This is a genomic window from Pseudoxanthomonas daejeonensis (assembly GCF_022637495.1).
GTDB lineage: Bacteria > Pseudomonadota > Gammaproteobacteria > Xanthomonadales > Xanthomonadaceae > Pseudoxanthomonas > Pseudoxanthomonas daejeonensis.
This window is the reverse complement of the sequence record NZ_CP093331.1, coordinates 2307531-2325350: the sequence shown is the minus strand read 5'-3', so window position 1 is coordinate 2325350 and position 17820 is coordinate 2307531. Positions and strand designations below refer to the sequence as shown.

Sequence of the window (17820 nt, the reverse complement as noted above, 5' to 3'; positions counted from 1 at the left end):
CCGGACGCTAGAGTCCGGCGGCGTGCCGCCAGAACGCGCGTTGCAGCGGCGGCAGCTTTCCGGCCAGTCCGAGCAGCGGGCCACGCGCCAGCGTCGCGGCCGGATGGGTGTTGGAGAACAGGCGGTTGATCCCCTCGAAGGCGTAGGCCGACACGGTGTTGTCGCTGCGGCGGGTACGCGCCCAGCGCTGAAGGCGGTGCGCCGCGGTCCAGTCACTGCGGTGCAGGCGCGCGGCTTCGACCTCGTCGCGCAATGCGGCCACGTCGCGCAGGCCCAGGTTCACGCCCTGCCCGGCCAGCGGATGGACCACGTGCGCCGCATCGCCCAGCACCAGCACGCGCCCGGCGACCTGTTGCCGCACCAGTTGCCGCCGCAGCGGGAACGCCACGCGGTCCGAAACAGGCCGCGCCTGTCCCAGGCGTGCGGCCGAAGCGTCGGTCAGTTCCCGCGCGAACGCGTCCTCGTCCAGCGCCAGCACGCGCGCGGCCTCGGCATCGGGCAGGGTCCACACGATCGAGCTGCGGCCCTGCGCGAACGGCAGCACGGCCAATGGACCACCGGGCAGGAAGCGCTGCCAGGCGGTGTCCTCGTGCGGTCGTTCCGTCTCGATGAAGGCGACCACGCCGCGCTGCCGGTAATCGTGCGCGTCGACTTCCAGCCCGGCCAGGCGACGCAGGTCCGAGGCCGCGCCGTCGGCCGCCACCGCGACGCGCGCATCCAGCCGCGTTCCGTCGTCCAGCTTCAGTCGCACACCGCCGGCATCCTGCTCCAGCGCCTGCACCCGCGCCGGGCAATGCAGGCGCACGCCCGCGGCGGCCAGTGCCGCCCACAGCCGATCGACCAGCAGGTCGTTCTCGACGATCCAGCCCAGTTCGCTGCGCGCGGCGATCCCGGCAGCGTCGAAATCCAGTTCACCGCCGCCGGCGGCGTCCCAGACCCGCATCCTTCTGTACGGCTGCGCGCGCGCAGCCAGCACCTGCGGCCACACGCCCAGCTCCTGCAGCAGGCCGGCGTTGTCCGGTGCCAGCGCGTACACGCGCAGGTCCGGTTCATCGGCCCGCCAGCGCGGCGCGGGCCGGGGCTCGACCAGCGCCACTTCGAGTCCGGCGCTGGCCATGGCCAGCGCGCAGGCCGCGCCGACCACGCCACCACCGGCCACCGCGACGTCCAGGCGCGCACGGCTTTTCATGTAGCCCGTCACCGGCACAGCTCCGGCACGTCGCCACGGAAACCCATCGCGCCGCCGACCAGCCACGACTGCAGCCAGCCGCTGCGATCGGCAGCCAGCAGTCCCAGGCTGCGCAAAGGCCGGAGCAGGGGCGATGGATTGGCGGTCATCCGGGCAATACCATCGGAGAACGCCAGCGTGCGCTCGCGATCCTCCTGCCGGCGCTGCGCATAGCGCGCCAGGAGCGTGGCATCGCCCGGATCGCCGGCATGGGCGCGCAGCCCTTCGGCCAGGGTCAGCGCGTCGCGCAGGCCGAGGTTGAAGCCCTGTGCGCCGACCGGGTGGATCGTCTGCGCCGCGTTGCCCAGCAGCACCGCGCGCGGTGCGACCAGGGCTTCGGCCACCATCGAGGCGATCGGGTACGCGCTGCGCTCGCCGACGCCGGTGAAGCGGCCGGCACGCCAGCCGAAAACCTGCTGCAAGCGCGCCAGCCAGCCGGCGTCGTCCAGCGCGGACACGGCCGCCGCCTGGACGGCCGGCACGCCATGGACCACGCCCCACGCCCGATCGCCCCGTGGAAGCAAGGCGGTCGGCCCGCTGTCGGTGAAACGCTCCCAGGCGGTGCCATCGGGCACGCGTTCGCCGCGCATCCGCGCCACGAACAGGGTCTGGCCGTAGTCGTGGCTGCGCGAGGCGATGGCCAGCGCGTCACGCAGCGCGCTGCGCGTCCCGTCGGCGGCCACCAGCAGGCGGGCCTGCAGCTGGATGTCGCCGTCGGCAGTGGCCAGGCGCACTCCGCGCGCCCCACCGTCGTCGCCTTCGAGGCCTACGAAGCGTGCAGGACGATAACGGGTCAGCCGCGGCAGCTGCGCCAGCCGCGCCTCGAGCGCTTCGCCGAAATCGCGCGCCACCACCACCTGGCCGAACGCATCGCGACCGTAGTCGCCGGCCTCCAGGCGGACGCTGCCGAAGTCGCCGGCGCGGCTGACGTGGATGCGGCGGATCGGCCCGGTCGGCGCACGCAGTTCGCGCATCACGCCCAGCGCGGCGAGCGCATTGACCGAAGCCGCCGCCAGGCTGAGGTTGCGCTGGTCGAATACCGCCGGGAGCTCGCCGGACGGAGACGCCTCGACCAGGGCCACGTCCAGCGGCAGGCTCTCCAGGGCGATCGCCAGGCTGGCGCCGACCAGGCCGCCGCCAACGATGAGCACATCGTGGGTTCGTCGCATCATGCGGACATGATACGCGGCCGTGCAGGCGGTCCTTTGCCGCTTCGCGGCGGGCACCGTCGTGCTTCGGCTAGAATGCGGCTTGAACCCAGCCACCCGTGCGCCATGAACGCCAATACGCCCCGCCTGTTCATCCTGTTCGTCCTGGCCCTGCTCATGGGCGCCTCGCGCGCGCATGTGTTCGACCACTTCTCGCCGCCGGACGCGAGCTGGGCGGTGTTCTTCATCGCCGGCTTCCACCTGCGCGGCTGGGGTCGCTGGGCATTTCCTTCGCTGATCGCGCTGGCGGTGGGTGTGGACTGGTGGGTGATCAACGGCCAGGGCATCGACTTCTGGAACCACTACTGCGTGTCGGCCGGCTACTGGTTCCTGGTGCCAGCCTATGGCGCGATGTGGGCCGGTGGCGCCTGGCTGCGCCGCCGCTACAGCGGCGCCAGCTGGGATGCGCTGGGCCGCTTGGCCGCCGCACTGGTGCTGTCGGTGCTGGCCTGCCACCTGCTGGCCCAGGGCAGCTTCTACTGGCTGAGCGATTCGGTCACCGATCCGACCTTCGCAGGCTGGTGGAAGAACTACACCGACTGGCTGGCCCCTTACCTGGTGACCGCCGGCGTGTACGTCGCCATCGCCGCCGGGCTGCAGGTCGCCGGCGAACGCATCGCGCCGCTGCTGGGCGCGCGCGACCGCACCGCGCACTGAACTGCCAGGTCCGGGATGGGCAACCGCCTCTCGAAGATCTATACCCGCACCGGTGACGATGGCAGCACCGGGCTGGGCGATGGCAGCCGCACCGGCAAGGATTCGCTGCGGGTCACCGCCTACGGCACCGTCGACGAAGCCAATTCGGCCATCGGCGTGGTCCTGGCCGCCCCGCACGTCGCCGACGACATCCGCGACCTGCTGACCGCCGTCCAGCACCAGTTGTTCGACCTCGGCGGCGAGCTCTGCATCCCCGGCCATGCCGCCATCAGCGGCGACGACGTGGATGCGCTGGAGCGCCACCTCGACCGCTACAACGCCGACCTGCCCGCGCTGAAGGACTTCATCCTGCCGGCCGGCGGCGAAGCGGCCGCGCGCTGCCACCTGGCACGCACCATCGTGCGCCGCGCCGAACGCGAGACCGTGGCCCTGGGCCGGGTCGAGCCGGTCCGCGGTGAGGCCGTGCGCTACCTCAACCGCCTGTCGGACCTGCTGTTCGTGCTGTGCCGGGTGCTGGCCCGCGCGGACGGCCAGGGCGAGGTCATCTGGCGTCACGAACGCCGCACCGCGCCCTAGGCGGAACTGGCGGGTCCGTGCCCGGCTGGCCCGCGCCCCGGTGGCACGGTGACAGGACAACAGCCACCGGCGCGGCGGCCGGCGCAATCCGGCTCCATCGGCCTTTCCCACCAAATGCGGATGGCAGCCTTCGCGCCACCGCGCTACGGTGCCCCGCATGCTCGCTTACACCCATCCCGCCTGCCTCGAGCACGACACCGGCCCGGAACATCCGGAACGGGCTGCCCGGCTGCGGGCGGTGCTCGATGCGTTGCGCCGCGCCTATCCCGACCTGGCCTGGCTCGAAGCCCCCGCGGCGCGGCGCGGCGACCTGCTGCGCGTGCACGCCGCCGCCCTCGTGGATGAGGTGCTGGTACCGGTTCCCGCGGGCCTGCGCAGGCTGGACCCGGATACCGTGGTGGGTCCCGGCTCCGGACGCGCGGCGCTGCACGCAGCCGGCGCCGGCATCGCGGCGGTCGATGCGGTCATGTCCGGGGATGACGAGACCGCGTTCTGCGCGGTCCGTCCGCCCGGCCACCACGCCACCGGCGATGCGGTGATGGGCTTCTGCCTGTTCAACAACGTCGCCGTGGCCGCCGCCCATGCGCGCGACCGGCACGGGCTGGAGCGGATCGCGATCGTCGATTTCGACGTGCACCACGGCAACGGCACCCAGGCGATCTTCCAGCGCGACCCGGCCGTGGCCTATTTCAGCAGCCACCAGTCCGGGTTGTTCCCGCATACCGGCAGCGTGCACGAGCGCGGGATGGGCAACGTCCACAACGTGCTGCTGCCGCCTGGCAGCGGCGGCTTCCGCTTCCGCAACACCTGGCTGGACACCCTGCTGCCCGGGCTGGACGCGTTCCGCCCGCAGCTGGTGCTGGTCTCGGCCGGCTTCGATGCGCACCTGGCCGACCCACTGGCCGACCTGATGCTGGACGCGGACGACTTCGCCTGGATCACCGCCGAGCTGCGCACGATCGCCCGGCGCCACGGCGCAGGGCGGGTCGTCTCCCTGCTCGAGGGCGGTTACAACCTGGACGCCCTCGCCGAGTGCACGGTCGCCCACGTCGGCGCGCTGCGCGACTGACCCCACCCACCGCGACGGGGGGATGAACCCCGCCTGCGGCCCGGGCCGGGCTTTCATTGCCCGCATGCACCTCCATCCGGCAAGCTACCAGCGATTTTCGGCCTGGAAGCCCCCTGCCTGTGCGAGCCCCCCTGCGCCTGCTCCCGCTGTCGCTGAGCATTGCCGTCTGCCTTCCCGGCACGGCGATCGCCGACGACAAGCCGCTGAACTGGGCGCTATGCCCGGCCGGTGATGTCATCCCGCCGTTCAACGAAGCTCCCCCGTCCGCGCAACCGGGCGATCCCGCGCGTGACCAGCAACCCACCGTCATCGAGGGCGACCAGCAGAGCGGCACGCGGACCACGCCCCAGATCCAGGGCAACGTGGCGCTGACCCGGGGCGACCAGTTCCTGGGCACCGACGAAATCCGGATGGACACCGAAACCGGCGACTACATGGCGCGGGGCAACGTCCGCTACCAGGATTCGGGCATCCGCATCGTCGCCGACCGCGCCGAGGGCAACCAGAACACCGACATCCACACCATCAGCGACATCCAGTACCAGCTGGTGGACCGGCGCGGCAACGGTGGCGCCGACTCGATCCGGCTGACCGGCCCACTGGGCCGGATGCAGCGCTCGACCTACAGCACATGCGATCCCTCGCAGCAGCTGTGGGAGCTGCGCGCCCAGCAGATCGACGTGGACAGCGACGAGGGCTTCGGCGTGGCCCGCAACGCAGTGCTGCGGCTGGGCAATATCCCGTTCCTGTACGTACCGTGGTTCAAGTTCCCGATCGACGACCGCCGCCAGACCGGCCTGCTCTACCCCGCGGTGAGCATGTCCAGCCGCAACGGCTTCGACTACCGGCAGCCGATCTACCTCAACCTGGCGCCGAACTACGACATGACCCTGATGCCGCGCTGGATGAGCAAGCGCGGCCTGATGCTGGACAGCGAATTCCGCTATCTCTACGAAGGCGGCCGCGGCGTGGTCAACGCCGCCTACATGCCCAACGACGACCTGCGTGACCGTGATCGCGGCCGCTTCCTGTTCAGCGGCTACCACAACATCGACGAACATTGGCAGGCGCGCGCGAACCTGGGCTGGGTGTCGGACACGCGCTACGTCGAGGATTTCGCCAACCGCCTGGCCGGCATTTCCGCGTCGTACCTGCAGAGCACGGCTGGCATCTACGGGGTCGGCGCGTACTGGACCGCCGGCGCGATGGCCGAGCATTTCCAGCTCACCGATTACACCCTCACCGACGACAACCTGCCCTACAGCCGCCTGCCACGCGTCTACGTGAACTGGGAACGGCCGCTGGGCCAGTGGCTCGACGCCGGCGTCTGGGCCGAGGCGGTGCACTTCCAGCACAGCGAGCGCCCGGGCGGCAGCCGCTTCGACGTCAAGCCGTACATTGCCGCACGCATCGGTGGCCCGGCCTGGTACGTCAATCCGACCCTGGCCTGGCGCTACACCAGTTACCAGCTCGATGATGACCTCGCGCAGACCTTGGGTGGGGATACCTCGCCGGCCCGCAGCATGCCGATCACCACCCTCGATGCCGGCATGTATTTCGACCGCGACACCACCGTCGGCGACACCGACTACCTGCACACGCTCGAGCCGCGGCTGTTCTACCTCAACGCACCGTACCGCGAGCAGGACGGGCTGCCGCTGTTCGACACCCGCCCCTTCACCTTCAGCTGGGGCCAGCTCTTTCGCGACAACCGCTATTCCGGGGCCGACCGCCAGACCGACGCCAACCAGCTGACCGTGGCCCTGAGCACGCGCCTGATCCGCCAGGCCGACGGCCGCGAGAAGCTGTCGGCCAGCATCGGCCAGATCCGCTATTTCGAGGATTCCCGCGTGGTGGCACCGGGCGAGCTGCCGGTGGAGGAAGGCAAGTCCGCGTGGGTGGCCGACGGCAACTATGCGATCAACGACCGCTGGAACCTGGGTGCCTCTTACCAGTGGGACCCCAAGTTCCGCCGTGAGGACCTGGCCAGCGTCCGCGCCCGCTACCTGTGGCCGGGCGATGGCGTGGTCAATGTCGGCTACCGCTACCGCCGGGACCTGCTGGAACAGGCCGATTTCAATTTCCTGTATCCGATCAACCCCGTCTGGAGCGTGGTCGGGCGCTACTATTACTCGATCGACGACGACAAGCTACTCGAAGCCGTCGCCGGCGTGCAGTGGGACAGCTGCTGTCTGGCGGTGCGGGCGCTGGCCCGCCGGTACGTGCGCAACCGCGAGGGCGAGCTGGACAATTCCATTCAGTTCGAATTCGTGCTCAAGGGCCTAGGGTCAGCGGGCCAGGACACGGAGCGGACTTTGCGCCGTGCTATTCTCGGCTATTACCGCGACGACCTCTATCTGGTCCCGCCCAGCAACACCACGCCGGATCCCGACGCCTACGATCCGAACATCATTCCGTGAGTCCATGAGCCGACGTCTTTCCGCAATCCTCCTGGCGGTCGCCGCCCTCTGCCCCCTCACGTTCGTCGCCCAGGCGCAGCAGACGCAGCCGGTCGAGCGCATTGCCGCCATCGTCGACGAGAACGTCGTCCTGCAAAGCGAGCTTGAACTCGCGATGCGGAACATCGTCGCCCAGTACGCCGGCCGCGAGGACCAGCTGCCGCCGCGCGCGGTGCTGGAACGCCAGGTGCTCGAGCGCCTGGTGCTGACCCGCCTGCAGGTCGAGCGCGCCAAGGGCAACGGCATCCGCATCAGCGACCAGGAACTCAACCAGGCGGTGGCGGCCATCGCCCAGCAGAACAACGTGACCGTCGACGGCCTGCGCCAGCGGATCGCGGAGGACGGCCTGTCCTTCGACGAATTCCGCCGCTCGCTGGCCGACGAGATCATGGTCCAGCGGTTGCGCCAGAGCTTCGCCCAGAGCCGCATCAACGTCAGCGAGAGCGAGGTCGACGCGGCCATCGCCCAGCAGGCCACCGGCGGGCGCCAGTACCACCTCGCGCACATCCTGGTCGGCCTGCCCGAAGGCGCGACGGCCGAGCAGATCGCCACCGGCCAGCGCAAGGTAGAGGGCGTCAAGAGCGTGATCGACCGCGGCGAACTGACCTTCAACGCGGCCGCGGTCCGCTATTCCGACAGCCCCAACGCGCTGGAAGGCGGCGACCTGGGCTGGCGCAGCCTCGATGAAATCCCGAGCGCGTTCTCCCGGACCATCAGCGAGATGTCGCCGGGCCAGGTCCTCGGCCCGGTGCGTGGACCGAGCGGCTTCCAGCTCCTGCAGCTGGTCGATGTCCGCGACGCCGCCGCCGGCGGTGCCACCCAGACGGTCAGCGAGTACCACGTGCGCCACATCTTGGTCCGGGTCAACGACCGCCAGGACGACGCCACCGCCAAGGCCCGGATCGACACGCTGCGCGCGCGCATCGGCGGCGGGGCCGACTTCCAGGAAGTCGCGCGCGAATCGTCGGAAGACACCAACACCCGCGGCCAGGGCGGCGACCTGGGCTGGTTCCCGGCCGACGCGTTCGGCCCGGATTTCGGCAGCCAGGTGACCGCGCTCTCGGACGGCGGCATTTCCCAGCCGTTCCGTACCGATGCCGGCTGGCACGTGATCCAGCGAGTGGCCGGGCGGCAGACCGACGTGACCGACACCAACCGTCGCGCCCAGGTCCGCGAGACCATCGGCCGTCGCAAGTTGGAAGAGGAATTCAACCGCTACCTGCAGGAACTGCGCGGCGAAGCCTACGTGGTGTTGCGCACCGGCGAACAGGCCGCGCCGGCCGCGCCCGCCGCCCCTGCTGCTGCGCCGGCAGCGCCGCCCACCGGCGGCTGACGTGACGCTACCCCGGCTCGCGCTGGTTCCGGGCGAACCGGCCGGGGTAGGACCGGAACTGTGCGTGCGCCTGGCCCAGCGGCCGCGCACCGACTGCACGCTGGTCACCCTGGCCGATCCGGCCACGCTGCAGGCCGCCGCCACCGCGCTGGCCCTGCCCTTGAACCTGCTGCACGAGGACGAGCCGGCACGCCGGCCGGGCGACCTGCCGCTGCGCATGTTCCCCAATGCCAGCACGGTGGCGTTCGGCGCTCCTGATCCGCGCAACGCCGGGGTCGTGGTCGGCGCGCTGCTCGATGCGGCCGCCGGCTGTTTGCGCGGCGAGTTCGCCGGCATGGTCACCGGCCCGGTGCAGAAGTCCACGATCAACGAGGGCGGCATCGCCTACACCGGCACCACCGAACTGCTTGCCGGCCACGCCGGGCGCCAGGTGGTGATGATGCTGGCCAACGACATCGTCCGTGTCGCCCTGGCCACGACCCACCTGCCCTTGCGGGAAGTCGCCGACGCGATCGACGCCGGCCTGCTGCGCCACGTGCTGACCACTACGCACGAAGCGCTGCGCTCGGACTTCGGCATCGCCGCCCCGGTGATCGCGGTGCTGGGCCTGAATCCGCACGCGGGCGAAAACGGCCACCTCGGCCACGAAGAGATCGATACGATCATCCCGCTGCTGGACGCGCTGCGTGGCGAAGGGTTGGCGCTGGTCGGGCCGCTGCCGGCCGATACCGCCTTCCTGCCGAACAAGCTCACCGGCTTCGACGCGGTGGTGGCCATGTACCACGACCAGGGCCTGCCGGTGCTGAAGTACAGTGGCTTCGAGCGCGCGGTGAACCTGACGCTGGGCCTGCCCTACCCGCGCGTGGCCGTGGACCACGGCACCGCGCTGGACCTCGCCGGCCGCGGCCTGGCCGATCCGTCCAGCCTGGAAGCGGCCGTGGCGACCTGCGCCCGCATCGCCAGCCAACGCCGGTCGCGCGCGCTGTAACGGCGGCGCCTGCGGCGCGGCCGCGCCAGGTTCAGAACAGCTCGCCCGCCTCGCGCGTCGGTGCCTTGAGGCCGAGATGGTGATAGGCCTTGGACGTGGCCATGCGCCCGCGCGCGGTGCGCACCAGGAAGCCCTGCTGGATCAGGTACGGCTCGATCACGTCTTCCAGCGTGCCGCGCTCTTCCGACAACGACGCAGCCAGCGACTCCACGCCGACCGGCCCGCCATCGAAATGCTCGACGATCGTGCGCAGCAGGCGTCGGTCGAGTTCGTCGAAACCTTCCGGGTCGACCTTGAGCATCGCCATGGCGGCTTTCGCCACGGCCTCGTCGACATGCCCGGCGGCCCTGACCTGGGCGTAGTCGCGCACCCGCCGCAGCAGCCGGTTGGCGATGCGCGGCGTGCCGCGCGCGCGACGCGCGATCTCGCCCGCACCCTCGGCCTCGCAATCGATGCCCAGGATCCGCGCCGAGCGGCGCACGATCCGGGTCAGCTCCTCGGGCGAATAGAACTCCAGGCGCTGCACGATGCCGAAGCGATCGCGCAGCGGCGCGGTCAGCAGTCCGGCGCGCGTGGTGGCGCCGATCAGGGTGAACGGCGGCAGGTCCAGCTTGATCGAGCGCGCCGCAGGGCCTTCGCCGATCATGATGTCGATCTGGAAATCCTCCATCGCCGGATACAGGACCTCTTCGACCACCGGCGACAGGCGGTGGATCTCGTCGATGAAGAGCACGTCGTGCGGCTGCAGGTTGGTCAGCAGCGCGGCCAGGTCCCCGGCCTTCTCGATCACCGGTCCCGAGGTCACCCGCAGGTTCACGCCCAGCTCGTTGGCGATGACATGGCTCAGCGTGGTCTTGCCCAGCCCGGGCGGACCGAAGATCAGCACGTGGTCCAGCGCTTCGCCGCGCCCGCGCGCGGCCTCGATGTAGATGCCCAGCTGCTCGCGGACCGGCTGCTGGCCGAGGTATTCGTCCAGCCGCTTGGGCCGGATCGAGGCCTCCAGGGCCTCGTCCTCGCGGGTGGCGCCGGCGGTGAGGATGCGCGGATCGTTCATGCGTGCATGTTCGCATGCCACGCGGCCACGGCGCAGGGGCCGCGGCGTGGTGGGGTCAGATCTCCACCTGCGAGCCCAGCTCGACCAGGCGGTTGCCGGGAATGCGGAAGAAGCCGGTGGCCGGCGCGGCGTTGCGGTGCATGACCGCGAACACCTTGTCGCGCCAGATCGGCATGCCGCGGTGGCGGCCGGCCACGATCGTCTCGCGGCTGGCGAAGTAGGTGGTGTCCATCGGGTCGAAGGACATGCCGCCCACGTCGCAGGCGCGCATAAGCGCCAGCGGCACGTCCGGCGTCTCCATGAAGCCGAAGCGCACGATCAACCGGTAGAAGTCGTCGCCGATCTGGTCCATTTTCAGGCGCTTTTCGGCCGGGGCGTGCGGCACGTTCAGCGTCTCCACGGTCAGGAACACGTTGCGCTCGTGCAGCACCTTGTTGTGCTTGAGGTTGTGCAGTAGTGCGTGCGGGATGACCGTGGTGTCGGTGGTCAGGAACACCGCCGTACCCGGCACCCGTGCCGGCGGCGCCAGCATCAGCCCCGGCAGGAAAGTGTCGACCCGGATGCCGTCCTTGCGCAGCTCCTCGCGCATCAGCTCGCGGCCGCGCCGCCAGGTGCGCATCAGGGTGAACAGGCCGATGCCCAGCACTACCGGGAACCAGGCGCCCTGCAGCAGCTTGGCGCCATTGGCGATCACGAAGCCGACCTCGATCACGAAGAACACCACGCACAGCGGCAGCACCCAGTTGCGCCAGCGCGGCCACAGCGCGCGCGCCACCAGGGCCAGCAGCAGGGTGTCGATCAGCATCGTCGCCGAGACCGAGATGCCGTAGGCCACGGCCAGGTTGGTCGAGCTGCGGAACGCCAGCACCAGGCCGATGACCATCACCATCAGCAGCCAGTTGATCCCGGGGATGTAGATCTGGCCGATGGTGTCGTGCGAGGTGTGCTTGATCCGCATGCGCGGGATGTAGCCCAGCTGCATGGCCTGGCGCGAGACCGAGAATGCGCCGGTGATCACCGCCTGCGAGGCGATCACCGCCGCCAGCGTCGCCAGCACGATCATCGGGTACAGCGCCCACCCGGGTACGGCCTCGTAGAACGGGTTGCGCACAAGTTCGGGATGCTCGAGCACCAGGGCGCCCTGCCCCAGGTAGTTGAGCACCAGGCAGGGCAGGACGAAGAAGTACCAGGCATGGCGGATCGGCGGCGCGCCGAAATGGCCCATGTCCGCGTACAGCGCCTCGCCACCGGTCACCGCCAGCACGACCGCGCCGAGGATGAATATCCCGTGCCAGCCGTGGTCGATGAAGAAGCGCGCGCCCCAATACGGATTGAAGGCCTTGAGCACCTCCGGCGCCTCGACAATGTTCCAGATCCCGATCGCCGCCAGCGAAATGAACCACAGGCAGGTGATCGGGCCGAACACCTTGCCGACCTTCTCGGTGCCGAAGCGCTGGGCCATGAACACCAGCATCAGCACCACGACGGTCAGCGGCACGATGAAGTGGTGCAGCCCCGGCGCGGCGATCTCCAGTCCCTCGACCGCGCCCAGCACCGAGATCGCGGGGGTGATCACCCCGTCGCCGAAGAACAGCGATGCGCCGAAGATGCCGAGGATGCCGACGACATAGGCCGAGCGCGAGCCGTTCTTGAGCGTGCGCTGGGCCAGCGCCATCAGCGCCATGATCCCGCCCTCGCCCTCGTTGTCGGCGCGCATGATGATGGTCACGTACTTCAACGTGACCACCACCATCAGCGACCAGAACGCCAGCGACAGCACGCCGAGCACCGTGTCGTGGTCGCTGTTGAGTCCGTAGTGCGGCGAGAACGCCTCTTTCAGCGTGTACAGCGGGCTGGTGCCGATGTCGCCGAAGACGACGCCGATGGCGCCGACGACCAGCGCGAGGTGGCTGGCACCGACGCCATGCGGGGCGCCCTGCTGGCCCGAAGCAGGCGTGGGGGTATGCGCTGCGGTCATGGCGGCCCTAGGTTAGCGCGGTTGGCATCGGGTGGGTGGCGCGGGTCAGCGCAACGCCGACTGCAGGGCCTTGCGGATGATCGCCGCCGCCTCGTCGCCCGGCGCGGCGGCCTCGCGGGCCATGCGCGCGGCCTCGACCGGCTTGTAGCCGAGCTGTTGCAGCGCGGTGACCGCATCGGCCAGCGGGTCGACGCCCGCCGCCTGCAGCCCGGCCGACGCGCCACCACCGAAATCGGCCGCACGGTCGCGCAGTTCGACCACCATGCGCTCGGCGGTCTTCTTGCCGATGCCCGGGATCCGGGTCAGCGCGGTGACGTCCCCGCCCTGCACCAGCCGCGCGAACTCGTCCACGCTCACGCCCGACAGCACCGCCAGCGCGATCTTCGCGCCGATGCCGCTGACCTTCTGCACGTCCCGGAACAGGCGCCGCTCGCCCTCGCGCAGGAAGCCGTACAGCGACACGCTGTCTTCCTTCTGCGCGTAATGGGTGAACAGCGCGACCTCGCGACCCACGTCGGGCAGGTCGTAGAAGGTGCTCATCGGCGCCTCCAGCTCGTAGCCGACGCCATTGACGTCGACCACCAGCCAAGGCGGCTGCTTCATGGCGAGGATGCCGCGCAGGCGACCGATCATGCCGTCGCTCCGTGGATCGTGGGAAATGTCATCGGCGGCTCCAGGCCAGGCGTGCGTCGGCACCCAGGCGCTGCGTGGCGGCGCGCACGTGGGCATGGGTGAGGGCGATGGCCAGGGCGTCGGCGGCGTCGGCCTGCAGCTTGCCCGACAGGCCGAGCATCGCGCAGACCATGTGCTGGACCTGGGCCTTGTCGGCCGCACCGGTGCCGACCGTGGCCAGCTTCACTTCGCGCGCGCCGTACTCGCTGACCGGCAGGTCGCGCAGCACCACTGCGCTGATCGCCGCACCCCGGGCCTGGCCGAGCTTGAGCGCCGAATCGGCGCTGCGGCCGACGAACACGCGCTCGATCGCGACCTCCTGTGGCCGGTACTCCTCGATCAGCCGTGTCAGGCCGTCGAGCAGCCGGCGCAGGCGCAAGGAGAAGTCGCCGTCGCCCAGCAGCACCAGCGGCTGGTGGTGGACGTGGCGAAGCTTCCCGCCCGGTTCGACGTCGATGATGCCCACGCCGGTGCGCTGTGAACCCGGGTCGATGCCCAGGATGCGCACCGTGGCCGACGGCTGCATCGCGCTCACGTGCAGGGCTCCTGGATCCGCATCCGGGACCCGGCCGTCGCCGCTTCGCCCCCGTGCGGGTGCATGTTCAGCCGGCGTCGCCCAGGTCGGCGTTGGAGTAGACGTTCTGCACGTCGTCCAGGTCCTCGAGCATGCCCAGCAGCTTGGTCACCTGCTGGGCAGTCTCGCCGGATACGGCGATGTCGTTGTCGCCGCGGAAGGTGACTTCGGCGTAGCCAGGCGCCAGGCCCGCCGCTTCCATCGCCAGCTTCACCGCGTCGAACTGCTCGGCCGAGGTGAGCACGTCGATCGCGCCGTCCTCCGGGTACACCACCACGTCGTCGGCTCCGGCTTCGATCGCCGCTTCGGTGACCTTGTCCTCGTCGATCCCGCCGGCATAGCTGAGCACGCCCAGTCGCTTGAACATGAAGGCGACCGAACCCTCGGTGCCCATGTTGCCGCCGCACTTGGAGAAGGCGTGGCGCACGTCGGCCACGGTGCGTACGCGGTTGTCGGTCAGGCAGTCCACGATCACCGCGACGCCGCCGGGTGCGTAGCCCTCGTAGCGGATCTCCTCGTACTCGACGCCTTCCAGCTCGCCGGTGGCCTTCTTGATCGCACGCTCGATCACGTCCTTGGACATGTTCGCGGCCAGGGCCTTGTCCATCGCCGCGCGCAGGCGCGGGTTGTTGGCCGGTTCGCCGCCGCCGGCGCGGGCCGCAACGCCGATTTCGCGGATGAGCTTGGTGAACATCTTGCCGCGCTTGGCGTCGGTGGCGTTCTTGCGGGCTTCGATCGACGGGCCTCTGCCCATGGTGACGTCCGGTGCGTGCGGTTGCGAGGCGGCGATTTTACACCGGGCGCCGCGCCTGCATGCGTGCCGGCACGGCGGCGTCCGGCCCGAAGCGACCCTGCCGGAGAAAATGAACCGCCTGGCTGGCCGCGGCCTCCGAGAACAGCAGGCCGCTGTGGCTGGCGTCGACCAGGCAATGGTCGGCCAGGCCGGCAAGCCGCGTCTCGGCGACCGCCACGGTGCCGTCACTGGGGCCATCGAAACGGGCGAACCATCGACCGAACCCGATTGCGCGCGTGCCGGCCACGACGCCCACCTCGGCAGGCCCTTCCCACGGCATGCAGCCCCGTCGCAACAGCGCCCCGGCACGGCCCAGCGCCCAGCCCGTGGCCAGGTGCGTGCGCAGGCCGCGCGCCGCGCCACTGCCGCACAGCGGCGAACCGAGGCAGACCACGCGGGCGACATCGGGAAAGCCATCCCGGCGCAGTGCTTCCAGGGTCATCAGCCCGCCCAGGCTGTGGGCCACCACGGCATCGGCCTGGCGCAGGCGCGCCGACAGCGCCGGCAGCACGATGCGTGGCCCGGCCATCGCCCCGGGATATGCGAACACCGAGGTGGCGAATCCCTCGCGGCGCAGCCGGCGCGCCATCCAGCCCATCGACAGGCCCGGCATCCACAATCCGTGCAGCAGCAGCACGCGCAGCGGAGCGCCATCCATGGATCAGACGGCGTCCGTCGTGGCGCCCACCGGCCGGCGCAGGATGAATTCCAGGTCGCGCACCTGGCCCACCGGAAACTCGTAGGTGCCGACCTGCGAGAACCCGTGCCGCGCGTAGAAGCGCTGCGCGCCGAAGTTCTCCGACCACACCCCGACCCACAGCGTGCGTGGACCGCCGCGCAGCAGCCAGCGTTCGGCGGCGTCGAACAGCTTTCCGCCCCAACCCCCGTTCTGGTGCGAGGCGAGCACGTAGAGCCGCTTCAGCTCGCCATCGCCCTGGGCGACATCCGCATGAGGCAGGCCACACGGACCCGCCGCGGCATGGCCCACCGCGCGCCCGTCGTCCTCCAGCAGCCACACCGCATAGTTGGGGTGGGCGAGGATCACCGCCTGCTTCTCCACCGGATAGGCGTCGCGCAGGAAGTACTCCAGGTCAGCGGCCGGATACAGGTGTCCGAACGTCTCGGTGAACGTGCGCGCGGCCAGGTCGGACAGCAGCGCCGCGTCGCCCACCGTCGCTCGCCGGATCGTCATCGCCATGCAGCAGTCCCTTCGTCGTCGATCGGAGGTGAGCTCCCCTTGAGTCAAGGGGAGCGCGGCGGCAGCCGCAGGGGATGTGGAAACATGCAGGCGGGGCCCACGATTCCGCCCGCGGCGGAATCGTGGGAGCTTCAACGCTCCTGCGATGAAGCGGCCCGCTCCTGCGGTGAAGCGGCCCGCACCATCACGTGCACTTCGGCCAGCTGCGCGTCGGGGATCGGCGACGGCGCACCGGTCATCAGGCACTGCGCGCCGGTGGTCTTCGGGAACGGGATGACGTCGCGGATCGACTCGGTGCCGGCCATCAGCGCGGCGATGCGGTCGATGCCGAAGGCGATGCCGCCGTGGGGCGGTGCGCCGAAGTTGAGTGCGTCGAGCAGGAAGCCGAACTTGGCCGCGGCCTCCTCCGCACCGATACCCAGCAGCTCGAACACCGCGCTCTGCATCTGCGGCCGGTGGATACGGATCGAACCGCCGCCAATCTCATTACCGTTGAGGACCATGTCGTAGCCGCGCGAGACCGCCGTCTTCGCATGCGCGCGAAGTTCCGCGATGTCGTCCACCGCCGGCGCGGTGAACGGATGGTGCAGGGCCACGTAGCGCTGCGCCTCCTCGTCCCACTCGAACATCGGGAAGTCGGTGACCCACAACGGCGCCCAGCCGTCGGCGACCAGGCCGAAGTCCTTGCCGGCCTTCAGGCGCACCGCGCCCATGAAGTCGGACACCTTGTTGTAGGCACCGGCACCGAAGAACACGATGTCGCCGTTGCCGGCGCCAACGTGCCGGACAAGGGCGGCGAATGCGGCCTCGCCGAAGAACTTCTGGATCGGCGAGCTGACCGCGCCGGCCTCGTCGATCTTGATGTAGGCCAGGCCCTTGCTGCCGTACTTGGCGGCGTGCGCGGCGTACTCGTCGATCTGCTTGCGCGACAGCGAGGCGCCGCCGGGGATGCGCAGCGCGGCGACGCGGCCGTCCGGATCGTTGGCCGGACCGGTGAACACGGCGAACTGGCTGTCCTTCACCAGTTCGGCCACGTCGACCAGTTCCAGCGCGATGCGCAGGTCGGGCTTGTCAGAACCGTAGCGACGCATCGCCTCGGCCCAGGTCATGCGCGGGAACTGCGCGACCAGGTCGACGTCGACGACCTCCTTGAAGATCGCGCGGATCATGCCTTCGACGTAGTCCTGCACGTCGCGCTCGCGGACGAAGGCGAACTCCATGTCCAGCTGGGTGAATTCCAGCTGGCGGTCGGCGCGCAGGGCCTCGTCGCGGAAGCAGCGCGCGATCTGGTAGTAGCGGTCGAAGCCGGCCACCATCAGGATCTGCTTGAACAGCTGCGGGCTCTGCGGCAGGGCGTAGAACTCGCCCGGGTGCATGCGCGCCGGCACCAGGAAGTCGCGCGCGCCTTCCGGCGTGGCCTTGGTCAGGATCGGGGTCTCGATGTCCTGGAAACCGTCCGCGTCCAGGTGCCGGCGCAGCGCCTGCACCAGCTTGATGCGGGTGCGCTGCATGCGCTGCATTTCCGGGCGGCGCAAGTCGAGGTAGCGGTACCGGAGGCGCGTTTCCTCGCCCGGGTTCTCGTGCGCGTGGAACGGCAGCGGCGCGGCCTTGTTGAGGATGGTGATCCGGGTGGCGATCACCTCGACCTTGCCGGTACGGATCTTGTCGTTGACCGCATGCCGCGCGCGGACCACGCCCTCCACCTGCAGCACGTCCTCGTAGCCCAGCGACGCGGCCACCGCGAACACCTCCGCGTTGTCCGGTTCCACCGTGACCTGGACGATGCCCTCATGGTCGCGCAGGTCGATGAAGCAGACGCCGCCGAGGTTGCGGGCCACGTCGGTCCAGCCGGCGAGGGTGAGGGTCTGGCCGATCAGGGTCTCGTCGACCAGGCCGCAGAAATGGGTACGCATGGGAACTCCACAGGGGGGCCGGACGCCATCGGCGCCGGGGAACGCGACATTTTGAGGCCCACGCCCGGCCCGGGCAAACCTGTCCGGCAGGGACCGTCCCTGCACTCCCGTCGCTCCGGC

Annotated in this window: 16 protein-coding genes; 6 read left to right on the top strand and 10 right to left on the bottom strand. The window is 70.2% G+C overall.

What is annotated here, in order from left to right:
- Nucleotides 1-7 precede the first annotated feature (7 nt).
- Complete coding sequence (locus MNQ95_RS10385) at nt 8-1189, bottom strand: UbiH/UbiF family hydroxylase (protein WP_241952824.1); 1182 nt, start codon at nt 1187-1189, stop codon at nt 8-10.
- Nucleotides 1190-1197: 8 nt separating this feature from the next.
- The gene (gene ubiH, locus MNQ95_RS10380) at nt 1198-2397 is read right to left on the bottom strand and encodes a 2-octaprenyl-6-methoxyphenyl hydroxylase (protein ID WP_241954408.1); all 1200 of its coding nucleotides are present in this window, start codon (nt 2395-2397) and stop codon (nt 1198-1200) included.
- Nucleotides 2398-2502: 105 nt separating this feature from the next.
- Here ubiH and MNQ95_RS10375 point away from each other — a divergent pair, with 105 nt between their 5' ends.
- The 6 genes from MNQ95_RS10375 to pdxA all read left to right on the top strand — a co-directional run bounded on the left by MNQ95_RS10375 (nt 2503) and on the right by pdxA (nt 9518).
- Nucleotides 2503-3093: a hypothetical protein gene (locus MNQ95_RS10375; RefSeq protein WP_162408306.1), complete on the top strand. Its 591-nt coding sequence runs from the start codon at nt 2503-2505 to the stop codon at nt 3091-3093.
- Nucleotides 3094-3108: 15 nt separating this feature from the next.
- Nucleotides 3109-3669: a cob(I)yrinic acid a,c-diamide adenosyltransferase gene (locus tag MNQ95_RS10370; protein WP_241952823.1), complete on the top strand. Its 561-nt coding sequence runs from the start codon at nt 3109-3111 to the stop codon at nt 3667-3669.
- A gap of 157 nt (nt 3670-3826) precedes the next feature.
- Nucleotides 3827-4738 carry a histone deacetylase family protein gene (locus MNQ95_RS10365; protein ID WP_241952822.1) on the top strand — a complete coding sequence of 304 codons (912 nt, stop codon included), beginning with the start codon at nt 3827-3829 and terminating at the stop codon, nt 4736-4738.
- Nucleotides 4739-4857: 119 nt separating this feature from the next.
- Nucleotides 4858-7158, top strand: a complete 2301-nt coding sequence (lptD, locus tag MNQ95_RS10360; protein WP_202922814.1) for an LPS assembly protein LptD — start codon at nt 4858-4860, stop codon at nt 7156-7158.
- A 4-nt stretch (nt 7159-7162) separates the two neighbouring features.
- Nucleotides 7163-8530 (top strand): peptidylprolyl isomerase, encoded by a 1368-nt coding sequence (locus MNQ95_RS10355; RefSeq protein WP_241952821.1) that lies wholly within the window; start codon nt 7163-7165, stop codon nt 8528-8530.
- Nucleotide 8531: 1 nt separating this feature from the next.
- Nucleotides 8532-9518 carry a 4-hydroxythreonine-4-phosphate dehydrogenase PdxA gene (pdxA, locus tag MNQ95_RS10350; protein ID WP_241952820.1) on the top strand — a complete coding sequence of 329 codons (987 nt, stop codon included), beginning with the start codon at nt 8532-8534 and terminating at the stop codon, nt 9516-9518.
- A gap of 31 nt (nt 9519-9549) precedes the next feature.
- On the opposite strand, the gene ruvB is transcribed toward pdxA, so the two are convergent.
- From ruvB to aspS, 8 genes are all read right to left on the bottom strand, one after another.
- On the bottom strand, nt 9550-10572 hold the full coding sequence (ruvB, locus tag MNQ95_RS10345) for a Holliday junction branch migration DNA helicase RuvB (RefSeq protein WP_241952819.1): 1023 nt from the start codon (nt 10570-10572) through the stop codon (nt 9550-9552).
- A 55-nt stretch (nt 10573-10627) separates the two neighbouring features.
- Complete coding sequence (locus tag MNQ95_RS10340; RefSeq protein ID WP_241952818.1) at nt 10628-12550, bottom strand: potassium transporter Kup; 1923 nt, start codon at nt 12548-12550, stop codon at nt 10628-10630.
- Nucleotides 12551-12595: 45 nt separating this feature from the next.
- The gene (ruvA, locus tag MNQ95_RS10335) at nt 12596-13183 is read right to left on the bottom strand and encodes a Holliday junction branch migration protein RuvA (RefSeq protein ID WP_162408313.1); all 588 of its coding nucleotides are present in this window, start codon (nt 13181-13183) and stop codon (nt 12596-12598) included.
- A gap of 28 nt (nt 13184-13211) precedes the next feature.
- Nucleotides 13212-13748, bottom strand: a complete 537-nt coding sequence (gene ruvC, locus MNQ95_RS10330) for a crossover junction endodeoxyribonuclease RuvC (RefSeq protein ID WP_241954407.1) — start codon at nt 13746-13748, stop codon at nt 13212-13214.
- A 76-nt stretch (nt 13749-13824) separates the two neighbouring features.
- Nucleotides 13825-14550 (bottom strand): YebC/PmpR family DNA-binding transcriptional regulator, encoded by a 726-nt coding sequence (locus tag MNQ95_RS10325; RefSeq protein WP_162408314.1) that lies wholly within the window; start codon nt 14548-14550, stop codon nt 13825-13827.
- Between the two features lie 37 nt (nt 14551-14587).
- A complete protein-coding gene (locus MNQ95_RS10320) occupies nt 14588-15247 on the bottom strand; it encodes an esterase/lipase family protein (protein WP_241952817.1) in 660 nt (219 codons plus the stop codon).
- Between the two features lie 3 nt (nt 15248-15250).
- A complete protein-coding gene (locus MNQ95_RS10315) occupies nt 15251-15787 on the bottom strand; it encodes a GNAT family N-acetyltransferase (RefSeq protein WP_241952816.1) in 537 nt (178 codons plus the stop codon).
- Nucleotides 15788-15918: 131 nt separating this feature from the next.
- On the bottom strand, nt 15919-17700 hold the full coding sequence (aspS, locus tag MNQ95_RS10310; RefSeq protein ID WP_241952815.1) for an aspartate--tRNA ligase: 1782 nt from the start codon (nt 17698-17700) through the stop codon (nt 15919-15921).
- Between the last annotated feature and the right edge of the window lie 120 nt (nt 17701-17820).

Bases quoted from the DNA above. Each gene is read 5' to 3' on its own strand.
- MNQ95_RS10385 (WP_241952824.1), bottom strand. From the start codon at position 1,189: ATGAAAAGCCGTGCGCGCCTGGACGTCGCGGTGGCCGGTGGTGGCGTG.
- ubiH (WP_241954408.1), bottom strand. From the start codon at position 2,397: ATGCGACGAACCCACGATGTGCTCATCGTTGGCGGCGGCCTGGTCGGC.
- MNQ95_RS10375 (WP_162408306.1), top strand. From the start codon at position 2,503: ATGAACGCCAATACGCCCCGCCTGTTCATCCTGTTCGTCCTGGCCCTG.
- MNQ95_RS10370 (WP_241952823.1), top strand. From the start codon at position 3,109: ATGGGCAACCGCCTCTCGAAGATCTATACCCGCACCGGTGACGATGGC.
- MNQ95_RS10365 (WP_241952822.1), top strand. From the start codon at position 3,827: ATGCTCGCTTACACCCATCCCGCCTGCCTCGAGCACGACACCGGCCCG.
- MNQ95_RS10355 (WP_241952821.1), top strand. From the start codon at position 7,163: ATGAGCCGACGTCTTTCCGCAATCCTCCTGGCGGTCGCCGCCCTCTGC.
- ruvB (WP_241952819.1), bottom strand. From the start codon at position 10,572: ATGAACGATCCGCGCATCCTCACCGCCGGCGCCACCCGCGAGGACGAG.
- MNQ95_RS10340 (WP_241952818.1), bottom strand. From the start codon at position 12,550: ATGACCGCAGCGCATACCCCCACGCCTGCTTCGGGCCAGCAGGGCGCC.
- ruvA (WP_162408313.1), bottom strand. From the start codon at position 13,183: ATGATCGGTCGCCTGCGCGGCATCCTCGCCATGAAGCAGCCGCCTTGG.
- ruvC (WP_241954407.1), bottom strand. From the start codon at position 13,748: ATGCAGCCGTCGGCCACGGTGCGCATCCTGGGCATCGACCCGGGTTCA.
- MNQ95_RS10325 (WP_162408314.1), bottom strand. From the start codon at position 14,550: ATGGGCAGAGGCCCGTCGATCGAAGCCCGCAAGAACGCCACCGACGCC.
- MNQ95_RS10320 (WP_241952817.1), bottom strand. From the start codon at position 15,247: ATGGATGGCGCTCCGCTGCGCGTGCTGCTGCTGCACGGATTGTGGATG.
- MNQ95_RS10315 (WP_241952816.1), bottom strand. From the start codon at position 15,787: ATGGCGATGACGATCCGGCGAGCGACGGTGGGCGACGCGGCGCTGCTG.
- aspS (WP_241952815.1), bottom strand. From the start codon at position 17,700: ATGCGTACCCATTTCTGCGGCCTGGTCGACGAGACCCTGATCGGCCAG.